The organism is Spirillospora sp. NBC_01491, from assembly GCF_036227065.1.
In the GTDB taxonomy this organism is placed as follows: domain Bacteria; phylum Actinomycetota; class Actinomycetes; order Streptosporangiales; family Streptosporangiaceae; genus Spirillospora; species Spirillospora xylanilytica.
The window spans coordinates 2,388,368-2,410,961 of sequence record NZ_CP109432.1; the positions used below are offsets into that span (position 1 = coordinate 2,388,368).

A 22,594-nucleotide genomic window follows, 5' to 3' on the forward strand; every position below is an offset into this window, starting at 1 on the left:
GCGGCCGATGACGGCGGGACGCGGACTTGCTGAAATTTTCTGCAAACCATTTACGATCCTGCAACTCGTTGCTACCGTCGCGGCACCACCCCCCACATCGGTACATGCGGGACACCTTCCCCGGGGCGTTCCGCGAAGGAGGTCCCATGCGGAGCATCTCCCCGGCCGGCGGCGCCGTCCTCGGCCTCACCCTCACCCTCCCCCTCGCGCTGACGGCCTGCGGCGGCGATGGCGGCACCGGCGGCGGCAAGGGCGCCGCCCTCGACGGGCGCGGGCCGATCACGTTCGTCACGGGCAAGGACCGCTCGGGCTACCTGCAAGAGCAGGTGGACGGCTGGAACTCCGGCCACCCGGACGAGAAGGTGCGGATCATCGAGCTGCCGGACGAGCCCAACGACCAGCGCCAGCAGATGATCCAGAACGCCACCACCAAGTCCGACGCCTACGCGGTGCTGAACCTCGACGTCGTCTGGACGGCCGAGTTCGCCGCCAACCGCTGGCTGGCCCCGCTGCCCAAGGACCGGGTCGACCTGGCCGAGATGCTCCCCGCCACCATCGCGACCGGGCAGTACCGCGGCAGGCTCTACGCGGTGCCCTCGACCTCCGACGCCGGGATCCTCTACTACCGCAAGGACCTGCTCGACGGGGCCGGCGTCTCCGCGCCCCCGAAGACCTGGGCCGAGATGTGGGCCGCGTGCGACAAGGTGAAGAAGACGCCCGCGGGGAAGGGCGTCGACTGCTACTTCACCGAGGTCAACAAGACCGAGAGCATCACCATCAGCGCGGTCGAGGCCATCGCCAGCTCCGGCGGCTCGGTCCTCGGCCCCGACGGGAGGCCGTCGCTGACCACGCCGCAGGCCGCCAAGGGCCTGGAGTTCCTGGTGAACGCCCGCAAGGACGGGCGGATGCCCAAGGCCGCCGTCACCCTCGACACCGAGGGCGGGCGCCGCTACTTCCAGTCCGGCAAGCTGCTGTTCCAGCGGCAGTGGCCCTACCAGTACGCGATGGCCGACCAGAAGGACGGCTCGTCCAAGGTGGCGGGCAGGTTCGCCGTCGCGCCGCTGCCCGGCCCGGACGGCCCCGGCGTCGCCAACCTCGGCGGGCACAACCTGGCGATCTCCCAGTTCGCCGCGAACAAGGCCAGCTCCCTCGACTTCATCAGGTACCTGACCGGCGAGCCGTCGCAGCGGGCGAACCTGCTCGCCACCTCGCAGGCGCCGACGCTCGCCGCGCTGTACGACGACCCGGCGATGGTGGCGAAGTTCCCCTACCTGCCGGTGCTCAAGACGGCGATCGCCGGCGCGAAGCCCCGTCCGGTGGTGGTCAGGTACGGCGACGTCACGGCGGCGATCCAGGGCTCGGTGTACGACGCGGTGACCGGCAGGACCCCCGTCGATCAGGCGCTGTCCGGCCTCCAGGGCAAGCTCGGCCCGCTCACCGCACCGTGATCCGCCAGCAAGATCCACAAGCTGCCCGAAACCCGGAAGACTGACCGACATGACGACGACGTACGACGCAAAGCGGACGGCGGCGCCACCGGCAGCGCGCCGGCCGCCCGAGAAACGGCGCGACGTGCAGGGCACCAGGCGGCTCGCGGCCATGCTCCTGTCCCCGACCCTGCTGGTGCTCGGCCTGGTCATCGGCTACCCCGTCCTCGCCGGGTTCCGCGAATCGCTGTTCACCAAGGGCCAGGGCCTGGACGCCGACGGGTTCGTGGTCGAGGGCGAGCGGTTCGTCGGCCTGGACAACTACACCGCGATCTTCTCCGGCGAGCGCGCCGACGCGTTCTGGAACGCCTTCTCCAACACCACCCTGTTCACCGTGACCACGGTGCTGCTGGAGACCGTGCTCGGCGTCGGGATGGCGCTGATCATGAACCAGGCGTTCCGCGGCCGGGCGCTCGTGCGGGCCAGCATCCTGGTGCCGTGGGCGATCCCGACCGCGATCTCCGGGCTGCTGTGGCGCTGGATCTTCCAGGCCGACGGCGCCGCCAACGCGTTGCTGCGGCAGCAGATCCTGTGGACCGCGGACGGCTTCCCGGCCCGGCTCGCGGTGATCATCGCCGAGGTGTGGAAGACCTCGCCGTTCATCGGGCTGCTGGTGCTGGCCGGACTCCAGATGATCCCGCGCGAGGTGCACGAGGCCGCGCAGGTGGACGGCGCCGGACCGGTCCAGCGGTTCTGCCGGATCACTCTCCCGCTGGTGCGGCCCGCGCTGCTGGTGGCGGTGCTGTTCCGGATGCTCGACGTGCTGCGGATGTTCGACCTGCCCGCGGTGCTGATCGGGGTCAACCAGCGGTCGGTGGAGACGCTCACGATGATCTCCTGGTTCGAGGCGTCCAACCTGCGGTACGGGTCGGCGGCGGCGTACGCGACCGTGCTGTTCGTGTACATCGCCCTGATCGCCTACCTGTTCGTCAAGCTGCTCGGCGCCGACATCATCGGCGCGGCCCGGCAGCGGACCAGACGCCCCCGCGCCGTGCGGGGCAAGCGCACCGGAAAGGCGGCCGCATGACCCGGCGCGCACTGCCCTACCTGGGGTTCACGGTGGTCGCGCTCTACTGCCTGGCGCCGTTCTACTGGATGGTCGTGTCGGCCTTCCGGCGCCCGCAGGACCAGTTCGACAACGCCCCCGTCCCGCTCCAGTGGTCGATGGAGAACTTCAACGCGGTGTTCTCCGGCGACAACGGCTTCGGCCGGGCGCTGCTCAACAGCATCGTCGTCGCGGGCGTCACCACCGTGCTGACGCTGGTCATCGGCACCTTCACCGCCTACGCGCTGGCCAGGCTGGATTTCCGGTTCAAGAACGCGGTGCTCGGGATCATCGTCGCCACCTCGATGTTCCCCGGGATCTCCCAGCTCGTCCCGCTGCTCAAGCTGTTCACCGAGATCACGTGGATCAACACCTACCAGGCGATGGTGCTGCCCAGCCTCGGGTTCGCGCTGCCGCTGTCGGTGTGGCTGCTGACCACCTTCTTCCGGCAGCTCCCGTTCGAGCTGGAGCAGGCCGCGATGGTGGACGGCTGCACCCGCGGCCAGGCGTTCCGCAAGATCATCGTGCCGCTGGCCGCGCCCGGGGTGTTCACCACCGCGATCCTGACCTTCATCGCGGCCTGGAACGAGTTCCTGATCGCGCTGTCGATGGTGAACAAGAAGGAGATGCAGACCGCCACCGTGGCGATCTCCAAGTTCACCGGCGTCTCCGGCTTCGACCAGCCCTTCGGCACCCAGATGGCAGCGGGGGTCGTGGTGACCGTCCCGCTCATCGTCGTGGTGCTGGTCTTCCAGCGCCGCATCGTCGCCGGGCTCACCGCCGGCGGCGTGAAGTGACCCCGCGTGCCGCGGGGCGGCGCCGGAGCCGTCCCGCGGCACGCGCCCCCCTCCCTCCTCGACGCGAAGGACTCCGATGACGCAGGACATCCACGGCGCCTCCGCCTCCGCAGCCGCAGCCGCCGGCACCGGCACCGGCGGCTGGTGGCGGAACGCGGTGATCTACCAGGTGTACGTGCGCAGCTTCGCCGACGGCAACGGCGACGGCGTGGGCGACCTGCCCGGCGTCCGGGACCGCCTGCCCTACCTGGCCGGGCTCGGCGTGGACGCGCTGTGGATCACCCCGTTCTACCGCTCCCCGATGGCCGACTTCGGCTACGACGTGGCCGACTACCGCGAGGTCGACCCGCGGTTCGGCACGCTGGACGACGCGCGGGCGCTGATCGCCGACGCGCACGCGCACGGCCTGCGGATCATCCTCGACCTGGTGCCCAACCACACCTCGGACGCGCACGCCTGGTTCCGCGCCGCGCTGGCCGCCGCGCCCGGCTCCCCCGAGCGCGCCCGGTACCTCTTCCGCGACGGCCGCGGCGCCGGCGGCGCCGAGCCGCCGAACGACTGGGAGTCGGTGTTCGGCGGGCCCGCCTGGACCCGGGTCCCGGGCGGCCAGTGGTACCTGCACCTGTTCGACCCCGCCCAGCCCGACCTCAACTGGGACGACGCGGCGGTCCGGGCCGAGTTCGAGGCCGTCCTGCGGTTCTGGCTCGACCTCGGCGCGGACGGCTTCCGGATCGACGTCGCGCACGGCATGGTCAAGGCCGCCGGGCTCCCCGACGTCGGGCGGGCGGGCCAGACCCGGATGCTCGGCACCGCCGTGCTGCCCTACTTCGACCAGGACGGCGTGCACGAGATCCACCGGTCCTGGCGGGCGCTGCTCGACACCTACGCCGGCGAGCGGATCGGGGTCGCCGAGGCGTGGGCGCCGACCGCCGAGCGGCTCGCCCGCTACACCCGCCCGGACGAGCTGCACCAGGCGTTCAACTTCCACTACCTCACCGCCCCGTGGGACGCGCACGGGATGCGCGCGGTCATCGAGGAGTCGCTCCGCACCGCCGCCGCGGTCTCGGCCCCCGCAACCTGGGTGCTGTCGAACCACGACGTCCAGCGGCACGTCACCCGGTACGGCGGCGGCGCCGAGGGCCTGCGCCGGGCCCGCGCCGCCGCGCTGCTGACGCTGGCGCTGCCCGGTTCGGCCTACGTCTACCAGGGCGAGGAACTGGGCCTGCCCGAGGTCCTCGACCTGCCCGCGGAGGTCCTCCAGGATCCGCAGCGCCGCCGCGGCGAGGGCGAGGGCCGCGACGGCTGCCGCGTCCCGCTGCCGTGGTCGGGCGAGGAGCCTCCGTTCGGCTTCGGGACCGGCGGGACGACCTGGCTGCCGATCCCGCCCGCGTGGCGCGACCGCACCGTCGCCGCGCAGGACGCCGACCCGGACTCGACGCTCGCCCTCTACCGGAACGCGCTGCGCGTCCGCCGCGGGCACCCCGCGCTCGGCGACGGCCCGCTGCGCTGGCTGGTGGGCCCGCCCGGCACGCTGATGTTCGTCCGCGAGCCCGGCGGCCCGGACGGCGCCGGCGGTGCGGGCACCCCGGCGGGCCGGTCCGTCGGGTGCGCTGTGAACATGGGAGACCGGACCGTCCAGATCGCCGCGTTCGGTGCGCCGCTGCTGGCCAGCGGGCCCGTGCGCGCGGCCGGCGGACGCATCGAACTGGCCCCGGGCACCGCGGTCTGGTGGGAGGTGGCTTGATGGCCATGACGACGCGCCTGGCGGACATCGCGGCGCACGCCGGGGTGAGCGAGGCGACGGTGAGCCGGGTGCTCAACGGCAAGCAGGGCGTGTCCCCGACGACCCGGCAGGCGGTGCTGACCGCCCTGGACGTGCTCGGGTACGAGCGCCCGGCCCGGCTGCGGCAGCGGCGGGCCGGGCTGATCGGGCTGATCATCCCGGAGCTGACCAACCCGATCTTCCCCGCCTTCGCCGAGATCATCGAGAGCGCGCTCGCCCGGCACGGCTACATGGCGGTGCTGTGCTCGCAGACGCCGGGCGGCGTCGCCGAGGACGACTACATCGAGATGCTGCTCGAACGCGGCGTCGCCGGGATCATCTTCGTCAACGGGCTGCACGCCAACGCCCGGTCCGACCGGGCCCGCTACGCGCGGCTGCTCGAACGGGCGCTGCCGCTGGTGCTGGTGAACGGCTTCCGCGCCGACATCGACGCCCCGTTCATCTCCAACGACGACGTGGCCTCGATGGAGTCGGCGGTCGCGCACCTGGCCTCGCTCGGCCACCGGCGGATCGGGCTGGCGATCGGGCAGGACGTGTACGTGCCCACCCGCCGCAAGACCGAGGGGTTCCGCCGGGGGATGGCCGAGCACACCGGCACCACCGTCCTCGACGAGCTGATCGTCAACACGATGTACACGGTGGAGGGCGGCTACGCGGCGGCGCAGCGGCTCTTCGACCAGGGCTGCACCGCGCTGTGCTGCGGCAACGACATCATGGCGCTCGGCGCCATAAGAGCCGCCAGGCAGCGCGGCCTGCGGGTGCCGCGGGACGTGTCGGTGGTCGGGTTCGACGACTCGCCGCTGACCGCCTACCTCGACCCGCCGCTCACCACGATCCGGCAATCGGTGCGGGAGATGTCGCTGGCCGCGGTGAGCACCGTCCTGGACGAGATCCGCGGCGCCCGCGCGCCCCGCACCGAGCTGCTCTACCGGCCGGAACTGGTCGTCCGGAACTCCACCGCGCCCGCTCCCGCGGATGCTCCGGCGGACGCCCTCAGGTAACGGTTGCGTTTCGACGCATTGACAGTGACCCGGGTCACGGTCTTTCCTTCGTGGGAGCGCTCCCACATCTGGACCACACGATCTGAGAGGGGTCCGCCATGAGGGCCACCATGCGACGCGGGCTGAGCACGGCGATGGCGGCGGTGCTCGTCGGCGTCCTCGCCGCCGCCTGCGGAGGCGACGGCGACGGCAGCGGCTCCGGCCCGGTCGAGCTGACCGTCGACGTCTTCGGCGAGTTCGGCTACGACCAGCTCTACAAGCAGTACGAGGCGTCCCACCCGAACGTCAAGATCAGGCAGCGCAAGGTCTCCACGCTGGACGACTACAAGCCGCGGCTCCAGCAGTGGATCGCCACCAACAGCGGCGCGGGCGACGTGGTCGGGCTGGAGGAGGGCATCCTGCCCACCTACATGCAGCAGAAGGGCAAGTTCCTCAACCTGTTCGACTACGGCGGCCGGAGCCTCCAGCAGAACTTCCTGCCGTGGAAGTGGCAGATGGGCGTCAGCCCCGACGGCGAGCAGCTCGTGGGCCTCGGCACCGACATCGGACCGCTCGGCATGTGCTACCGCAAGGACCTGTTCAAGAAGGCCGGGCTGCCGACCGCGCGCGAGGAGGTGTCCAAGCTCTGGCCCACCTGGGACGACTTCCTCTCCACCGGGCAGCGGTACCAGGAGAAGCAGCCCAGGACCAGGTGGCTGGACGGGCCGACCGCGGTGCTGCGCGCCACCGTGCTCCAGAACGCCGGCGCCGGGCCCGGCTACAGCTTCTTCGACAAGGACGACGAACTCGTCTTCGACACCAACCCGGCGGTCCGGACGGCGTTCGACACCGCGCTGAAGTTCGAGCGGTCGGGCCTGACCTCGGACATGTCGATCTTCACGCCGCCGTGGCAGACCGCGCTGAAGCGCGACACCTTCGCCACCGTGCCGTGCCCGTCCTGGATGCTCGGCGGCATCGAGGAGTTCTCCGGCGACTACGGCAAGGGCAAGTGGGACGTGGCGACCGTCCCGGGCGGCGGCGGCTACTGGGGCGGCTCGTGGCTGGCGGTGCCCAAGCAGACCAAGCACCCGAAGGAGGCCGCCGAGCTGGCCACGTTCCTGTCCGGGCCGCAGGGTCAGACCGGCGCGTTCAAGGACAAGAACACCTTCCCGTCGTCGCCGCAGGCCGCCCAGGATCCGGCGGTGGCCGGCCACAAGAGCGCCTACTTCAGCGACGCCCCCACCGGGAAGATCTTCGGGGAGATGGCCGCGCAGGTGAAGCCGGTGCACCTCGGCCCGAAGAACGAGGACGTCCGGCAGGCCGTCGAGAACGTCCTGATCGCCGTCGGCCAGGGCAAGGTCAAGCCCGACGAGGCCTGGACCAAGGCCGTCGAGGCGGCCCGGAAGTCCGCCAGGTAACCCCACCTCCCCCACCGAACCGCGGCGCGCCGTCCACCGGAGATCCGGTCCGGACGGCCCGCCGCGGGTCGGCGCACCGAAAGGAGGCGCATGAGCGTCGATCTGCGCCCCGCGGGCCATCAGGCCCCGGCGCCCGCGCCCGTCCCCGCCGGGCGGGCGTGGCGGCGCCGGCTCGCCCGGCTGGACCTCAAGACCGCGCCGTACGTGTTCATCTCGCCGTTCTACCTGGTCTTCCTGATCTTCGGCGGGTTCCCGCTCGTCTACACGCTCTGGGTGTCGCTGCACGACTGGGGCCTCGCCTCGGGGACGCGCGACTGGGTCGGCCTGGAGAACTACCGGTACCTGCTGGGCGACGCCGACTTCTGGCACGCCGTCGTCAACACCCTCGGCATCTTCGTCGTCTCGACCGTCCCGCAGCTGATGCTGGCCCTGCTGGCCGCCAACGCGCTGAACCGGCGGATGCGGATGCCGACGCTGTTCCGGATCGGGATGGTCGCCCCGCTGGTCACCTCGACCGCCGCCGTCGCGATTGTGTTCACCCAGCTGTTCGACCGCGACTGGGGAATGGTCAACTGGGCGCTCGGCCTGGTCGGCGGCGGGCACATCGACTGGCAGGCGAGCCGCGGCTGGTCCTGGCTGGCCATCGCGACGATGGTCGACTGGCGGTGGACCGGCTACAACGCGCTGATCTACCTGGCCGCGATGCAGGCGATCCCGCGCGACCTGTACGAGGCGGCGGCGATCGACGGCGCCTCCCGGATCCGGCAGTTCTGGCAGATCACGGTGCCGATGCTGCGCCCGACGATCATCTTCACGGTGATCATCTCCACCATCGGCGGGCTTCAGCTTTTCACCGAGCCGGTGCTGTTCGGGGTGGGGACCACCAACCGGATGGACGGCGGCTCGCTGCACCAGTTCCAGACGATCACGATGTACATGTTCGACAACGCCTTCGGCCACGACCGGTACGGCTACGGAGCCACCGTCGCGTGGGCGCTGTTCCTGCTGATCATCGTCTTCTCGCTGGTCAACTTCCTGGCCGTGCGCCGTACGGGAGGCACCGCATGACCACGCTCATCTCCCGGGCGAGGCCGGACCGCGCGGCGCGGCCGGGCCGGTTCCGCGGGCTCTGGAACGCCGGCCCGCTCACCTACCTGACGCTGGTCGCCGCGCTCGCGCTGTCGGTCTTCCCGATCTACTGGATGATCGTCGTGGCGACCCGGACCAACGACGTGGTCGCCGACGTGCCGCCGCCGCTGCTGCCCGGCGGGCACGTGGGCGGGAACGTCGGACGGCTGTTCGACAACCCCGACGCCTACTTCGCCAAGGGGCTGCTCAACTCGGCGATCGCGTCCACCGCGGTCACCGTCTCGACGGTCTTCTTCGCCTCGCTGGCCGGGTTCGCGTTCGCCAAGCTGCGCTTCCGGGGGCGCGGCGCGCTGCTGCTCAGCATCATCGCCACGATGATGATCCCGGTGCAGATGGGCATCATCCCGCTCTACATGATCATGGTGAGGCTGGGCTGGCAGAACCAGCTCCAGGCGGTGATCGTCCCGTTCCTGGTGACCGGGTTCGGCGTGTTCATGATGCGGCAGTACGCCGACCAGGCCGTCCCGGACGAGCTGATCGAGGCGGCGCGGGTCGACGGCTGCACCACCTTCGGGGTGTTCTGGCGGGTGGTGCTGCCCGCCCTGCGGCCGGCCGCCGGCGTGCTCGGGCTGTTCACGTTCATGCAGACCTGGAACGAGTTCATGTGGCCGCTCGCGGTGCTCAACCCGGAGAACCCGACCGTGCAGCTGTCGATCAACAACCTGGCGAACGCCTACTTCAAGGACTACACGCTCATGTTCGCCGGCACCACCGTGGCGATCCTGCCCCTGCTCGTGGTGTTCATCGTGTTCGGCCGTCAGATCATCGGCGGCATCATGGAAGGTGCGATCAAGGCTTGACCTCTCTCAACGACATCACACAGCAGGCCGGCCGCGACGCCGCCCCCGCCGTCCCGTTCCCGGCCGGGTTCCGCTGGGGCGCCGCCACCGCCGCGTACCAGGTCGAGGGCGCGGCGGCCGAGGACGGGCGCGGCCCGTCGGTGTGGGACACCTTCTGCCGCACGCCCGGCAAGGTGCTCGGCGGCGACACCGGCGACGTGGCCGCCGACCACTACCACCGGTTCGGCGAGGACGTGGGGCTGATGTCCGGGATCGGGCTGAACGCCTACCGGTTCTCGATCTCCTGGCCCCGCGTCCAGCCGGACGGCTCGGGCGCCTTCAACCAGGCCGGGCTCGACTTCTACCGGCGGCTGGCCGACGCGCTGCTCGAAGCGGGCGTCGAGCCGTGGCCGACGCTCTACCACTGGGACCTGCCGCAGCCGCTGGAGGACGCGGGCGGCTGGCCCGAGCGCGACACCGCGCACCGGTTCGCCGACTACGCGGCCGGGGTCCACGCGGCGCTCGGCGACCGGGTCCGGCACTGGACGACGGTGAACGAGCCGTGGTGCGCGGCGTTCCTCGGCTACGCCTCCGGCGAGCACGCGCCGGGGCGGCGCGAGCCCGCCGGGTCGCTGATGGCCGCGCACCACCTGCTGCTCGGCCACGGCCTGGCCGTCCAGGCGATGCGCGACCGCCTCCCGGGCAACCGGTTCGGCGCGGCCGTCAACCTGTACGCGGTGTCCCCGGCAACGGACGACGAGGCGGACGCGGACGCGGCCCGGCGGATCGACGGCATGCAGAACCGGCTGTTCCTGGACCCGCTGCTGAACGGCCGCTACCCCGAGGACGTCCTCGCCGACCTCGCACCGCACGGCTTCGCGCCGGACCCGGCCGACCTGCCCGTCATCAACCAGCCGCTCGACCAGCTCGGCGTCAACTACTACACGCGGCACACCGTCTCGGGCCGGCCGGGCGAGGCGACGCAGGCGGTCTCCTCGCCGTTCTCCGCGCACTCGCCGTGGGTCGGCAGCGAGTCGGTGCGGTTCGTGACCAGGGGCCGGCCGGTCACCGGGATGGGCTGGGAGATCGACGACCGGGGCCTGCACGAGGTGCTGACCAGGCTGCACCGCGAGTACCCGGCCGTCCCGCTGTACATCACCGAGAACGGCGCCGGCTACGACGAGACGCCGGACGGTGGCACGGTCCACGACGCGGGCCGCATCGCCTATCTCGACGCGCATCTGCGCGCGTGCCACGACGCGATCTCCGACGGCGTCCCGCTCCGGGGATACTTCACGTGGTCGCTGCTGGATAATTTCGAATGGGCGTGGGGGTACTCCAAGCGCTTCGGGCTGGTCCGGGTCGACTACGCGACGCAGCGCCGCACGCCGAAGGACAGCGCGCGGTGGTACGCGGCGGTGATCCGGCGGGGCGGCCTGCCGGACGCGGGCTGAGACGACGATGGGGGGCCGATGGCGGTGAAGGGCACGCGACCGACCCTTGAGGAGGTGGCGGCCCGGGCCGGTGTCGGCCGGGGCACCGTCTCGCGGGTCATCAACGGCTCACCGCGGGTGAGCCGGCAGGCCCGCGAGGCGGTGCTGCTCGCGATCGACGAGCTCGGGTACGTCCCCAACCGGGCGGCCCGCACGCTGGTCACCCGGCGCACCGACACGGTCGCGCTGGTGGTGGCCGAGTCCGACCAGCGGCTGTTCGGCGAGCCGTACTTCGCCGGCATCATCCGGGGCATCAGCGCGGCGCTCGGCGACACCGGGCTCCAGCTCCTGCTCGCGCTGGCCCGCTCGCCCGCCGAGTACGCGCGGCTGGAGGACTACCTGACCGCGCAGCACGTCGACGGCGTGCTCCTCACCTCGCTGCACGCCGAGGACCCGCTGCCCGGCAAGCTGGAGGCCAACGGCGTCCCGACCGTGCTCGGCGGCCGTCCGCCCGGCCTGTCACCGGTCTCCTACGTCGACGTCGACAACCGCAGCGGGGCCCGCCAGGCCGTCGACCACCTGGTCGAGCGGGGCCGCCGCCGCATCGCCACCATCGCCGGGCCGCAGGACATGGGCGTCGGCATCGACCGGCTGGCCGGCTACCGCGACGCGCTCGCCGGGGCGGGCCTGCCCGAGCTGGTGGTGTACGGCGACTTCGGCGAGGCGAGCGCGATCGCCGCGACCGAGGAGCTGCTGGCGAGCGAGCCCGCCATCGACGCGATCTTCGCCGCCGACGACCCGATGGCGCTCGGCGCGATCCGGGTGCTGCGCCGCAGCGGACGCGCCGTCCCCGGCGACGTCGCGGTGATCGGGTTCGACGACTCGGCCGCGGCGCCGCTGGCCGACCCGCCGCTGACCTCCGTCCACCAGTCGCCCGAGGAGATGGGCCGCGAGATGGCCCGCCTCCTGGTCTCCCGCATCCGCGGCGAGACGCTCGCCGACCCGGTGGTGATCCTCCAGCCGCACCTGGTGCTGCGCGAGTCGACCTGAGGCCGGGCCCTGACGGCGGCGCCCTCGATCTGGTACGCGGCGGTGGCCGCACCCCACACGAACCCTTCGGGGAATCCCCTCGGACCTCCTCCGGGTCAGCGGACGCCGTACAGGTGCTCCAGGGCGAGCTGGTCGAGCCGCTCGAACGCGGCGCCGCGTTCGGCGAGGCCCTGGATGTCGGGGGTGAAATCGCGCACCGCGCGCCAGTCCTCGCCCGCGGCGAGGGTCGGCTCGGCCAGCTCGTCGACGCGGGCGGCGCGGAGCGCCTCGGCCACCTCGGGGTCGGCGCGGAACGCCCGCGCCTTCGCGCACAGGATCAGCCAGTTGCGCATGCAGGCCCGCGCCGACTCCCACACGCCGTCGTCGTCCTCGGTGCGGGGCGGCTTGAAGTCGAAGTGGACCGGCCCGGCGTAGTCGCTGCGCTCGATCAGGTCGGCGATCCAGAACGCGCCGCGCGCGTTGCCCGCGCCGAACCGCAGGTCCTGGTCGTAGCGGGGGCCGTGCTGCCCGTTGAGGTCGAGGTGGAACAGCTTGCCGTGCCAGAGCGCCTGCGCGAGCCCGTGCGCGTAGTTGAGCCCCGCCATCTCCTCGTGCCCGACCTCGGGGTTCACCCCGACCTGGGCGGGACGCTCCAGCTCCTGGATGAAGGCCAGCGCGTGCCCGACGGTGGGCAGCAGGATGTCGCCGCGCGGCTCGTTGGGCTTGGGCTCGATCGCGAACCGCAGGGCGTACCCCTGCTCGGCGACGTAGGCGCCGAGCACGTCGAACGCCTCCTTGTAGCGGTCCAGCGCGGTGCGCACGTCCTTCGCGGCGCCGGACTCGGCGCCCTCCCGGCCGCCCCAGCACACGTAGGTCTCCGCGCCGAGCGAGGCGGCCAGGTCGATGTTGTCCATCACCTTGCGCAGCGCGAACCGGCGCACGTCGCGGTCGTTGGCGGTGAACGCGCCGTCCTTGAAGACCGGGTGCGAGAACAGGTTGGTGGTCGCGGTGGTCACCGCCAGGCCGGTCTCGTCCAGGGCCTTGCGGAACGCGCCGACGCGCTCGTCCCGCTCGGCGGCGGTCGCCCCGAACGCGAACACGTCGTCGTCGTGGTAGTTGACGCCGTACGCGCCGATCTCGGCGAGCTTGCGCACGGCCCGCTCGGCGGGCATCGGCGGACGGGTGGCGGGCCCGAACACGTCCACCCCCTGCCAGCCGACCGTCCAGATCCCGAACGAGAACCGGTCTTCGGGACGCGGGACGAAGTCGCTCACGGGTTCCTCCAGATGTCCAGCACGGGGGCGGCGTCGCGCAGCGCGGCGTAGCGTTCCCGGACGTCCGGGAGCGGGTCCGCGGTGTACTCGGTGGCGGGGGCGGCGGGCCAGTCCGGCGGGCCGGGCGTGCCGGCGAGCACCCAGGCGGCCTGCCGGGCGGCGCCGAGCGCCACGTACTCGGCGGGTTCGGGGACGGTGACCGGGGTGCCGAGGATCGCGGGGGCCAGCACCCGCACCGCCTCGGACCGGGCGCCGCCGCCGACCAGCAGCGTCCGGCGCGGGCGCACCCCCTGGCCTTCGAGGTGGCGGGCGGCGTCGGCGAGCGAGCACAGCAGCGCCTCGACCGCCGCCCGCGCGATGTTCTCGCGGGTGGCGTTGGCGGTGGTCAGCCCGGCGAGGACGCCGGTGGCGCCGGGCCGGTCGGGCGTGCGCTCGCCCTCCAGGTAGGGCAGCAGGGTCACGCCGCCCGCGCCGGGCTCGGCGGCGAGGGCCAGCGCGGAAAGCTCGGCCAGCCCGGTGCCGGTCATGGCCGCCGCGGCGCTCAGCACCCGCGCCGCGTTCAGCGTGCACACCAGCGGCAGGAACCGTCCGGTCGCGTCGGCGAACCCCGCGACCAGCCCGGACGGGTCGGCGGCGGGCTCGTCCGCCACGGCGAACGCGGTGCCGGACGTGCCGATCGAGACCACCACGTCGCCGGGCCGCAGGCCGAGCCCGAGCGCGGCGCCCATGTTGTCGCCGGTGCCGGGGGCGAGCAGCGCGCCGTCGGCGGTGCGCCCGACGGCCTCGCCGGGACGCGCCACGCGCGGCGGCTCGAAGTCGTGGCCGAGCGCGGCCCGCGCCAGCTCGGGGACGTAGCGGCCGGTGGCGGGCGACCAGTAGCCGGTGCCCGAGGCGTCGCCGCGGTCGGTGACGGGCTCGTCCGCGCCGAGCCGCCAGGTCAGCCAGTCGTGCGGGAGCAGCACCCGCGCGGTGCGGCGGGCATGGCCCGGTTCGTGCTCGGCCATCCAGCGCAGCTTGCTCACGGTGAACGAGGCGAGCGGGACGCTGCCGGTGCGCCGGGCCCAGGCCCCCGGCCCGCCGAACTCCTCGACCAGGGCGCGGGCCTGCGGGGCCGAGCGGGTGTCGTTCCACAGCAGCGCGGGCCGGACGACCGTGCCGGCGTCGTCCAGCGCGACCATGCCGTGCTGCTGCGCGGCGACGGCCACGGCGTCGGCGCGGGCGAGCAGCTCGCGAGCCGGGCCGAGCGCGTCCCACCAGCGCGCCGGGTCGCACTCGGTGCCGTCCGGATGGGGCGCGGACGCCTCGGCGACGACGGCCCCGTCCTCGGCCCGGCACAGGACCGCCTTCGCCGACTGGGTGGAGGAGTCGATCCCGGCGACGAGCATGCGCGCTCCGTTCCGCTGTGATTTTCGAAGCGCTTCGACCCTAGACGGCTACGGGGCGGCGCACCAGGTACCGGCGATCGGTCCCTTCTCGCTCAGCCCGTGACCGGGACGAACGGCGCGACCTCGACGCCGGCCGCGTCCAGGCCCGCCCGGACGGCGCTCGCCATCCGCACCGCGCCGGGGCTGTCGCCGTGCACGCAGATGGACTCGGCCCGTACCCGCACCACCGTGCCGTCCACCGCGACGACCTCGCCGTCCACCGCCATCCGGACGCACCGTTCGGCGACCTCGGCGGGGTCGTGTAGCACCGCGCCCTCGGCTCGGCGGGACACCAGCGTCCCCTCGGGCGTGTAGCCGCGGTCGGCGAACACCTCGTGCACGACGGGCAGCCCGGCGGCCTCGGCGCGGCGCAGCCACGCCGAGCCGGGCAGGCCCAGCACCGGCAGGCCGGGGTCGCAGGCCACGACCGCGTCGACGACCGCCTGCGCCTGCTCCTCGTGGTGGACGATCGCGTTGTACAGCGCGCCGTGCGGCTTGACGTAGCCGACCCGGACGCCCGCCGCCTCGGCGAACTGCCGGAGCGCGCCGAGCTGGTAGAGGACGTCGTCGGCCAGCTCGCGCGGCGGCATGTCGATGAACCGCCGCCCGAACCCCGCCAGGTCGCGGTAGCCGGGGTGGGCGCCGACCACGACGCCGCGCGCGGCGGCGGCCGTGCAGGTGCGCCGCATCACCCCCGGGTCGCCCGCGTGGAACCCGCAGGCGACGTTCGCGCTGGTCACCACGTCCAGCATGGCCTCGTCGTCGCCGAGCTCCCAGCGGCCGAAGCCCTCGCCGAGGTCGGAGTTCAGATCGATGCGCATGTCACTCCCTTCCTTCCGGGTTGTGCCCAGGGCCGGCCCGCCCCACAGCCCGGGGGGGCCATCGGGGCGGGCACGGGAGTCCTAGGGGGCGTAGTTCATCACGTGGTCGTGCAGCAGCCGGGGGGCGTCGGGGTCCTCGCGGCGGAACGCCTCGATCAGCTCGGCGTGCTCGGCCGACTTGGAGTAGATCTCGGTGCGGTGCAGGCGCAGCGAGAGCGTCGTCCACAGCTCGATGCCGAGGCCCTCCCACACCGCCACCAGCAGCCGGTTGCCCGCGGTCTCGACGATCTCGCGGTGGAAGGCGATGCTGAGCCGCATCTGGGCGACCAGGTCGCCGTCCTCGGCGGCGGCGGCCAGGAGCCGGTTGTGGTGCTCCAGCGCGCCCATCCGGCCGGCCAGGCGGGGCAGCGCCAGCTCGGCGGCGGTCCGCTCCAGGCCGGCCCGGACGGGGAAGATCTCGGCCAGGTCCTGCTCGGTGAACTCGCGGACCCGGGCGCCGCGGTTGGGCAGGGTCTCGATCAGCCGCTGCGCCTCGAGCTGGCGCAGGGCCTCGCGGACCGGGCCCTGGCTCACCCCGAGCTCGCCGGCGATGCGGCGCTCGACGATGCGCTCGCCGGGCTCCCAGCGGCCCGAGCTGATGCCCTCGACGATGAACTCGCGGATCTGGTCGGCCAGTCCGGTACGGAGCAGCTGGGCGGCGGGCGGCGCGTTCACGCAGCACATCGTAGACGCATGCCCGGTAAGTGCCTCTTGACGGCTAACATATGATCGATCATTGATCAATGATGATCGGTGAGCGTCGTGGCGATCCTACGACGTCTCCCCCGTACAGAGGAAGGTCGCCGATGGCTGAGACCACCAAGGCCGCCCCGGCCCGCGCGCGGCGCACGCGCGCGGACAGCGCCCGCTCCAATGGCGGCGGCGCGACGGCGCAGGGCACGACCGAGCATTCGGCCGACGCGGCGACGCTCGTCGCCTACTACCGGCAGATGCTGCTGATCCGGCGCTTCGAGGAGCGCGCCGCCCGGGCCTATACCGAGGCGAAGATCGGCGGCTACTGCCACCTCAACCTGGGCGAGGAGGCCACGGTCGTCGGGCTGATGGCCGCGCTGCGCCCGAGCGACTACCTGTTCACCAACTACCGGGAGCACGGGTACGCGCTGGGCAAGGGCATCGGCGCCGACCGGGTGATGGCCGAGCTGTACGGCCGCTCGACCGGGGTGTCCAAGGGCTGGGGCGGGTCGATGCACCTGTTCGACGCCGAGGCCCGGCTGCTCGGCGGGTACGGCATCGTCGGCGGGCAGGTCCCGCTGGCCACGGGGGCCGCCCTCGCGGTGTCCTACAAGGGCGGCGACGAGGTCGTGATGTGCCAGATGGGCGACGGGACGACCGCCATCGGCGCCTTCCACGAGTCGCTGAACATCGCCGGCCTGTGGGACCTGCCGGTGGTCTTCGTGGTGATCAACAACGGTCTCGGGATGGGCACCACGGTGGAGAACTCCGCCGCCGAGCCCGAGCTGTACAAGCGCGGCGCCGCGTACCGGATGGAGAGCGCCCGGGTGGACGGCACCGACGTGATCGCCGTGCGCGAGGCGGCCCGCGTCGCCGTGGAGCGCGCCCGCTCCGAGAGCCGGCCGTACCTGCTGGAGACCGTGAGCCCCCGGTTGAAGGGCCACTCGGTGGTCGACCCGGCCCGGTACCGCTCCAAGGAGGAGCGGGAGGCGCTCAAGGCCGCCGATCCGCTGGCCCGGCTGGCGCTGGAGCTGGCCGAGTCCGGGGCGCTGAGCCACGACGACCGCGACCGGCTCGACGCCGAGGTCACCGCGGAGATCGACGCCGCCGCCGCGTTCGCCGACGGCAGCCCGGCCCCCGAGGTCTCCACGCTGTTCGACTACACCTACGCCACCCCCGTCCCGGGCGAGCTGCGCCGCCTGCCCGCCGAGCCGGTGTTCCGGGACTGAAGGAGACCGTCCGATGGCAACCGTCACCTACCGCCAGGCCCTGCGCGACACGCTTCACGCGGAGATGCTGCGCGACGAGAACGTCTTCCTCATGGGCGAGGAGATCGGCCTCTTCGAGGGCTCGTACAAGATCACTGAAGGGCTGCTGAAGGAGTTCGGCCCGCGCCGGGTGCGCGACACCCCGATCGCCGAGGAGGGCTTCGTCGGTGCCGCGATCGGCGCCGCCATGCTCGGGCTGCGCCCGGTCGTGGAGCTGATGACGATCAACTTCTCGCTGCTCGCGCTGGACCAGATCGTCAACCACGCCGCGAAGATCTACGGGATGTTCGGCGGCCAGGCCAGCGTGCCGCTGGTGATCCGCACCCCCGGCGGCGGCGGCCAGCAGCTCGGTGCCACGCACTCGCAGAACGTGGAGCTGTTCTACTCGTTCATCCCGGGCCTGAAGGTCGTCGCGCCGAGCACGCCCGCCGAGGCGTCGGCGATGCTGAAGGCCGCGATCCGCGACGACGACCCGGTGCTGTTCCTGGAGAACCTCGCCCTCTACAACAGCAAGGGCGAGCTGCCCGCCGAGATCGCCGACATCGAGCCGGCGCAGATCGGCCGCGCCGCGGTCACCCGTCCCGGCACCGACATCACCCTCATCGGCTACTCGCGGATGGCCCGGGTCACCACCGAGGTCGCCGAGACCCTCGCCGCCGAGGGGATCTCCGCCGAGGTCGTCGACCTGCGCAGCCTGCGCCCGCTCGACCGCGCGACCATCGTCGAGTCGGTCCGCCGGACCGGCTGCGCCGTGGTCGCCGAGGACGACTGGCTGACCTACGGCATCGGCGCCGAGATCGCCGCGACCATCCAGGAGGGCGCCTTCGACTGGCTCGACGCGCCGGTCCGCCGGGTCGCGATGGCCGAAGTGCCGCTCCCCTACGCCAAGTCCCTGGAGACGGCCGCGCTGCCGTCCGCGGACTCCCTCCTCACCGCCGCCCGCGACACGCTCCGCGCGACCGGCCGCCTGCCTCTGTCCCCGCTGGAGAACGCTTCATGACCGAGATCCTCATGCCCCGGCTCTCCGACACCATGGAGGAGGGCGTCGTCAGCTCCTGGCAGAAGAAGCCCGGAGACCCGGTCGCGGTCGGCGACGTCATCGTCGACATCGAGACCGACAAGGCCGTGATGGAGTACGAGGCCTACGAGGCCGGCGTGCTCGCCGAGATCCTGGTGGCCGAGGGCGAGTCGGCCCCCATCGGCGCCCCCATCGCGATCGTCACCCCGACCGGCGCGGCCCCGGCCAAGGCGGCGGAGCCCGCCGCCGAGGACAAGCCCGTCCTGGCGGCCGTCCCGGAACCCGCCGCCGCGGCCACGCCCGCCGCCGCCCCGGCCCCGGCCCCCGTCCCGGCGCAGGGCAAGGGGACGGCTCCGCGGTCCCGGCCGCCGTCGTCGCCGCTGGCCCGCAGGCTCGCCCGTGACCACGGCATCGACCTGGGCACCCTGACCGGCTCGGGCCCGGGCGGACGGATCATCCGGGCCGACATCGAGGCCGCCGTCCGCGGCGCCGCGTCCGTCACGCCCGCCGCGTCCGTAACGCCCGTGACCGCGGCCGTCCAGGCGGCGCCCGCCCAGCCCGCGACCGCGCGGCAGGACGACCCGGACGTCGAGGCGGTCCCGCTCAGCCGGTTCCGCAAGGTGGCCGCGCGCAGGCTCACCGAGAGCAAGCGCGACGCGCCGCACTTCTACCTCACCCGCGAGGTGGACGCCGAGCCGCTGCTGGCCTTCCGCGGCACGCTCAACCAGGCGCTGGCCCCCGCCAAGGTCAGCGTGAACGACCTGATCGTGAAGGCGTGCGCCACCGCGCTGCGCGAGCACCCGGCCGTCAACGTCTCCTACACCGAGGACGCCCTGCTCCAGCACAAGCGGGTGAACGTCGGGGTGGCCGTCGCGGTCGACGAGGGGCTGCTGGTCCCGGTGATCCACGACGCGGACCGCAAGAGCGTGTCGCAGATCGGCGCCGAGACCCGGGAGCTGGCCGGCCGGGCCCGCGACGGGAAGCTCGGCGCGCGGGAGATGAGCGGCGGCACCTTCAGCGTCAGCAACCTCGGCATGTACGGGGTGGCCAGCTTCTCCGCGGTGATCAACCCGCCGGAGGCGGCGATCCTGGCCGTCGGCGCGGTGCGGGACGAGCCGGTGGTGAAGGACGGGCAGGTCGTCCCGGGCAAGCGCCTGGCGGTGACGCTGTCGGTCGACCACCGCGCGTGCGACGGCGCGACGGGCGCGCAGTTCCTGGCCCGCCTCGCCGAGCTGCTGGAGCGGCCGGTCCTGATCGTCGCCTGACTCCGCGCGTCCCCCGAGTCCCCCTCCGTCCCGGCCGCCCCACACGGTCCGGGACGGAGGGGTCTTCGCCCCGCGTGGCCGGACGGGCGCGCACGCGTTACCGTCTGCCGGACGACCTGTGATCGTTCCGGGGAGGGGACCGATTGACCTATGAGCACGGGCTGGTGATCGGCAAGTTCCACCCGCCGCACGCCGGCCACAGCCATCTGATCGACACCGCGGCCCGGTCCTGCGTCCGGGTGACCGTGACCGTCGCGGCGTCCAGCGTGGAGAGCGTCCCGCTGGCGCTACGCACCGCCTGGCTCCGCGAGGCCCATCCGCAGCCGCACGTGGAGATCGTCCCGGTGGTGGACGACGCGGAGGTCGACGATGACTCCGACGCGGTCCGGTCGGCGCACGTGGCGGCGTTCCGCGCCGGGCTGGCGCTGCGGTCCGGGCTCGGCGTCGCGGTGCCCCCGGTGGACGCGGTGTTCAGCTCCGAGCCGTACGGGGCGGAGCTGGCCCGCCGGTTCTCCGCCGCGCACGTCCCGGTGGACCCGCCGCGCGAGCGGTTCCCGGTCAGCGGCACCGCCATCCGGGACGACCCGGCCGGGCACTGGCGCTGGCTCGCCCCGCCGGTCCGCGCCTACCTCGCCCGCCGGGTCGTGGTGGCGGGGGCGGGATCGTCCGGCACGACGACGCTCGCCCGCGCGCTCGCCGCGCACTACACCGGACGGGGCGGGGTGTGGGAGGCGACCCGGTGGGTGCCCGAGTACGGCCGCACCTACGCCGAGGAGAAGCTCGCCGCCGCACGCCGCGACGCCGCCGACCCGGGCCTGGGGCCGGGCGATCTGACCTGGGAGTCGGCCGAGTTCACCCTGATCGCCGAGCGCCACCTCGCGGTGGAGGACGCCGCCGCGCGGTCCGGCTCGCCGCTGCTGGTCTGCGACACCGACGCGCTCGCGGCGGCGCTCTGGCACGAGCGCCGGCTGGACGCGCCCGCGCCCGAGATCGAGCATCTGCACGAGGGCACCGCGCACCACCTGTGGATCGTCACCTCGCCGGAGGGCGTCCCGTTCGCGCCGGACGGGCGGCACGACGGCGAGCCGGACCGGACCCGGGCGGCGGACCGGCTCCGCGCGGAGCTGGAGCGGCGCGGGCTCCCCCACGTCCAGGTCACCGGCCCGCACGAGGACCGCCTGGCCGCCGCCGTCGCCGCCACCGACGCGCTCCTCGCCGAACGCCCGCCGTTCGCCGCCCCGCTCACCCCCGGGGCAGGGTGAGGTCGGCGCGGACGGCCCGGTGGTCGGTGCGCGGCAGGGTGCGGGTGCCGAACGAGCGGACCGCGACCCGGGGGTCCGCCAGCACGTGGTCGAGGGTGACGTGCGGCGTCGGCTCGCGGCGCACGTCGTTGACCGGCCAGGTGGCGAGCAGCCCGGCGCCGGTGACGTCCGCGGCGTCCCGGTAGCCCCGGTCGATCAGCCCGCGCATCAGCCGGTGGTCGAGGGTGGCGTTGAAGTCGCCGGCCAGCAGCCGCACCGGCCCCTTCCCGCCGGGGGGAGGCAGCGCCTTCAGCCCGGCCTCCCAGCACGCCTCCAGCCTCGGGACGGACGGCGCGCACGGATGCACCGACACGACCTCCACCGGCGGCGCCCCGGGAACGTCCACCCGGGCCCGCACCTGCCGGAACGAATAGGCGATCATCTGCTGCTCGTGGACGGGGAACCGGGCGTACACCCCGGACCCCACGACGCCGGGGGACGGGCTGAGCACCCGGTACGGGAGCAGGCCCTTCAGGCCCGCCGCATCGAACGCCGCCGCGGCGTCCGGGGTCAGCTCCTGCACCGCGAGGACGTCCGGGCGCAGCCGCCGCACCTCGTTCACCAGGTCGTCCGCCGGTACCGTGCCGGCTCGCAGGTTCGCGGCGAGCACCCGCAGCGCGGGCCCCTGGGCCGGCGGGTCGCCGTCGCGCATCGCCCGGGGCAGCACCGCCCAGGAGAGGGCGCAGGCCACCGCCACCGCGGTCACCGACGCCCACCAGCGCCGCATCACCAGCGCCGCCACCGGCACGAGGACCGCCGCAGCCGCGACGTACGGCGTGAACGCCACGAGCTGCCGCCAGCGGAAGCCGGGCTCCCAGCCGAGCGTCCGCAGGGCGGCCCACGCCGCGAACAGCGCCACGACAGCCCACACGAGGACGGTCACCCACGCGCGCGGCCGGTCCCCCCGCCCGGCGCCATGGTCGTCCGTGCTCGGCTCCGCGTCGGTCACGGTGTGCAAGTCGTCTCCGTCCGCCGGTGGTCTCGATCCTTCGATGGACGGAGTGGACCGATGGTTCGCGGCGGCGCGCGACCGCGGGCTAGCATCCGCCCATGAACGAGAACGATCTCCGTCACCTGCGCCGATGCGTCGACCTCGCCGTCACGGCCCTGGAGCGGGGCGAGGAGCCCTTCGGGTCGGTGCTGGCCGGCGCGGACGGCGCCTCGCTCGCCGAGGACCACAACCGCGTCCGCGAGAACGGCGACCCGACCGCCCACCCGGAGTTCGCGCTGGCGCGCTGGGCCGCGGTGAACCTCTCCGCCGGGGAGCGGGCCGGGGCGACGGTCTACACCTCCGGCGAGCACTGCCCGATGTGCTCGGCCGCGCACGCCTGGGCGGGCATCGGCCGGATCGTGTACGCGTCGTCGGCGGCGCAGACCGCGGCCTGGTGCGCCGAGATCGGCCTCCCGCCCTCGCCGGTGCGGTCCCTGCCGGTGCAGGAGGTCGCGCCCGGCGTCGCGGTCGAAGGCCCCGCCCCCGAGTTCGCCGACGAGATGCGCGCTCTGCACCACCGCCGCGTCCGGGACCACCGCGACTGAGACCGGCGCGACTAGAACCGGCGCGACTGAGACCGCCGCCTCCGGACGGGCCGCG

General features: G+C 73.5%; 20 protein-coding genes and 1 pseudogene. 15 read left to right on the forward strand and 6 right to left on the reverse strand.

The window, feature by feature from the left end:
* Nucleotides 1-146: 146 nt before the first annotated feature.
* From OHA34_RS11305 to OHA34_RS11350, 10 genes are all read left to right on the forward strand, one after another.
* Entirely contained in the window at nucleotides 147-1,448 is a 1,302-nt protein-coding gene (locus OHA34_RS11305; RefSeq protein WP_329521574.1) for an ABC transporter substrate-binding protein, read from the forward strand.
* 49 nt (nucleotides 1,449-1,497) lie between these two features.
* Nucleotides 1,498-2,514 (forward strand): carbohydrate ABC transporter permease, encoded by a 1,017-nt coding sequence (locus OHA34_RS11310; protein ID WP_285941073.1) that lies wholly within the window; start codon nucleotides 1,498-1,500, stop codon nucleotides 2,512-2,514.
* Nucleotides 2,511-3,329 carry a carbohydrate ABC transporter permease gene (locus tag OHA34_RS11315; RefSeq protein WP_285941074.1) on the forward strand — a complete coding sequence of 273 codons (819 nt, stop codon included), beginning with the start codon at nucleotides 2,511-2,513 and terminating at the stop codon, nucleotides 3,327-3,329. The genes OHA34_RS11310 and OHA34_RS11315 overlap by 4 nt, the downstream gene beginning before the upstream one ends.
* Nucleotides 3,330-3,405: 76 nt before the next feature.
* On the forward strand, nucleotides 3,406-5,073 hold the full coding sequence (locus tag OHA34_RS11320; protein WP_329521575.1) for a glycoside hydrolase family 13 protein: 1,668 nt from the start codon (nucleotides 3,406-3,408) through the stop codon (nucleotides 5,071-5,073).
* A gap of 5 nt (nucleotides 5,074-5,078) precedes the next feature.
* The gene (locus OHA34_RS11325; RefSeq protein WP_285941401.1) at nucleotides 5,079-6,113 is read left to right on the forward strand and encodes a LacI family DNA-binding transcriptional regulator; all 1,035 of its coding nucleotides are present in this window, start codon (nucleotides 5,079-5,081) and stop codon (nucleotides 6,111-6,113) included.
* 98 nt (nucleotides 6,114-6,211) lie between these two features.
* Complete coding sequence (locus tag OHA34_RS11330) at nucleotides 6,212-7,510, forward strand: ABC transporter substrate-binding protein (RefSeq protein WP_329521576.1); 1,299 nt, start codon at nucleotides 6,212-6,214, stop codon at nucleotides 7,508-7,510.
* Nucleotides 7,511-7,600: 90 nt separating this feature from the next.
* Nucleotides 7,601-8,578, forward strand: coding sequence for a carbohydrate ABC transporter permease (locus OHA34_RS11335; RefSeq protein WP_285941078.1), 978 nt, complete (start codon nucleotides 7,601-7,603; stop codon nucleotides 8,576-8,578).
* Entirely contained in the window at nucleotides 8,575-9,459 is an 885-nt protein-coding gene (locus OHA34_RS11340) for a carbohydrate ABC transporter permease (RefSeq protein WP_285941079.1), read from the forward strand. Before OHA34_RS11335 ends, OHA34_RS11340 begins: the two co-directional genes overlap by 4 nt.
* On the forward strand, nucleotides 9,456-10,892 hold the full coding sequence (locus OHA34_RS11345) for a GH1 family beta-glucosidase (RefSeq protein ID WP_329521577.1): 1,437 nt from the start codon (nucleotides 9,456-9,458) through the stop codon (nucleotides 10,890-10,892). The genes OHA34_RS11340 and OHA34_RS11345 overlap by 4 nt, the downstream gene beginning before the upstream one ends.
* Before the next feature lie 18 nt (nucleotides 10,893-10,910).
* Nucleotides 10,911-11,921 (forward strand): LacI family DNA-binding transcriptional regulator, encoded by a 1,011-nt coding sequence (locus OHA34_RS11350; RefSeq protein ID WP_285941082.1) that lies wholly within the window; start codon nucleotides 10,911-10,913, stop codon nucleotides 11,919-11,921.
* A gap of 17 nt (nucleotides 11,922-11,938) precedes the next feature.
* Here OHA34_RS11350 and OHA34_RS38480 read toward each other — a convergent pair.
* The 5 genes and pseudogenes from OHA34_RS38480 to OHA34_RS11370 all read right to left on the reverse strand — a co-directional run.
* Nucleotides 11,939-11,995: pseudogene (locus tag OHA34_RS38480) on the reverse strand (family 1 glycosylhydrolase); the annotation flags it as partial.
* A 21-nt stretch (nucleotides 11,996-12,016) separates the two neighbouring features.
* Nucleotides 12,017-13,174 carry a xylose isomerase gene (gene xylA / locus OHA34_RS11355; protein ID WP_329521578.1) on the reverse strand — a complete coding sequence of 386 codons (1,158 nt, stop codon included), beginning with the start codon at nucleotides 13,172-13,174 and terminating at the stop codon, nucleotides 12,017-12,019.
* Entirely contained in the window at nucleotides 13,171-14,559 is a 1,389-nt protein-coding gene (gene xylB / locus OHA34_RS11360) for a xylulokinase (RefSeq protein ID WP_329521579.1), read from the reverse strand. The genes xylA and xylB overlap by 4 nt, the downstream gene beginning before the upstream one ends.
* A gap of 92 nt (nucleotides 14,560-14,651) precedes the next feature.
* Nucleotides 14,652-15,419 (reverse strand): LamB/YcsF family protein, encoded by a 768-nt coding sequence (locus OHA34_RS11365; RefSeq protein WP_285941085.1) that lies wholly within the window; start codon nucleotides 15,417-15,419, stop codon nucleotides 14,652-14,654.
* An 81-nt stretch (nucleotides 15,420-15,500) separates the two neighbouring features.
* The gene (locus OHA34_RS11370) at nucleotides 15,501-16,133 is read right to left on the reverse strand and encodes a GntR family transcriptional regulator (RefSeq protein WP_285941086.1); all 633 of its coding nucleotides are present in this window, start codon (nucleotides 16,131-16,133) and stop codon (nucleotides 15,501-15,503) included.
* Between the two features lie 131 nt (nucleotides 16,134-16,264).
* Here OHA34_RS11370 and pdhA point away from each other — a divergent pair, with 131 nt between their 5' ends.
* The 4 genes from pdhA to OHA34_RS11390 all read left to right on the forward strand — a co-directional run bounded on the left by pdhA (nucleotide 16,265) and on the right by OHA34_RS11390 (nucleotide 20,964).
* On the forward strand, nucleotides 16,265-17,380 hold the full coding sequence (pdhA, locus tag OHA34_RS11375) for a pyruvate dehydrogenase (acetyl-transferring) E1 component subunit alpha (RefSeq protein WP_329521580.1): 1,116 nt from the start codon (nucleotides 16,265-16,267) through the stop codon (nucleotides 17,378-17,380).
* A 13-nt stretch (nucleotides 17,381-17,393) separates the two neighbouring features.
* Nucleotides 17,394-18,419, forward strand: coding sequence for an alpha-ketoacid dehydrogenase subunit beta (locus OHA34_RS11380; protein ID WP_329521581.1), 1,026 nt, complete (start codon nucleotides 17,394-17,396; stop codon nucleotides 18,417-18,419).
* The gene (locus OHA34_RS11385) at nucleotides 18,416-19,702 is read left to right on the forward strand and encodes a dihydrolipoamide acetyltransferase family protein (protein ID WP_329521582.1); all 1,287 of its coding nucleotides are present in this window, start codon (nucleotides 18,416-18,418) and stop codon (nucleotides 19,700-19,702) included. Before OHA34_RS11380 ends, OHA34_RS11385 begins: the two co-directional genes overlap by 4 nt.
* Before the next feature lie 143 nt (nucleotides 19,703-19,845).
* Nucleotides 19,846-20,964 carry an AAA family ATPase gene (locus OHA34_RS11390; protein WP_329521583.1) on the forward strand — a complete coding sequence of 373 codons (1,119 nt, stop codon included), beginning with the start codon at nucleotides 19,846-19,848 and terminating at the stop codon, nucleotides 20,962-20,964.
* On the opposite strand, the gene OHA34_RS11395 is transcribed toward OHA34_RS11390, so the two are convergent.
* Nucleotides 20,945-21,952 carry an endonuclease/exonuclease/phosphatase family protein gene (locus OHA34_RS11395; protein WP_329522396.1) on the reverse strand — a complete coding sequence of 336 codons (1,008 nt, stop codon included), beginning with the start codon at nucleotides 21,950-21,952 and terminating at the stop codon, nucleotides 20,945-20,947. The two genes, OHA34_RS11390 and OHA34_RS11395, sit on opposite strands and share 20 nt — an antisense overlap.
* Before the next feature lie 101 nt (nucleotides 21,953-22,053).
* Between OHA34_RS11395 and OHA34_RS11400 the strand changes: the two genes are divergently transcribed.
* Nucleotides 22,054-22,539: a nucleoside deaminase gene (locus tag OHA34_RS11400; protein ID WP_329521584.1), complete on the forward strand. Its 486-nt coding sequence runs from the start codon at nucleotides 22,054-22,056 to the stop codon at nucleotides 22,537-22,539.
* The last annotated feature ends 55 nt before the right edge of the window (nucleotides 22,540-22,594 follow it).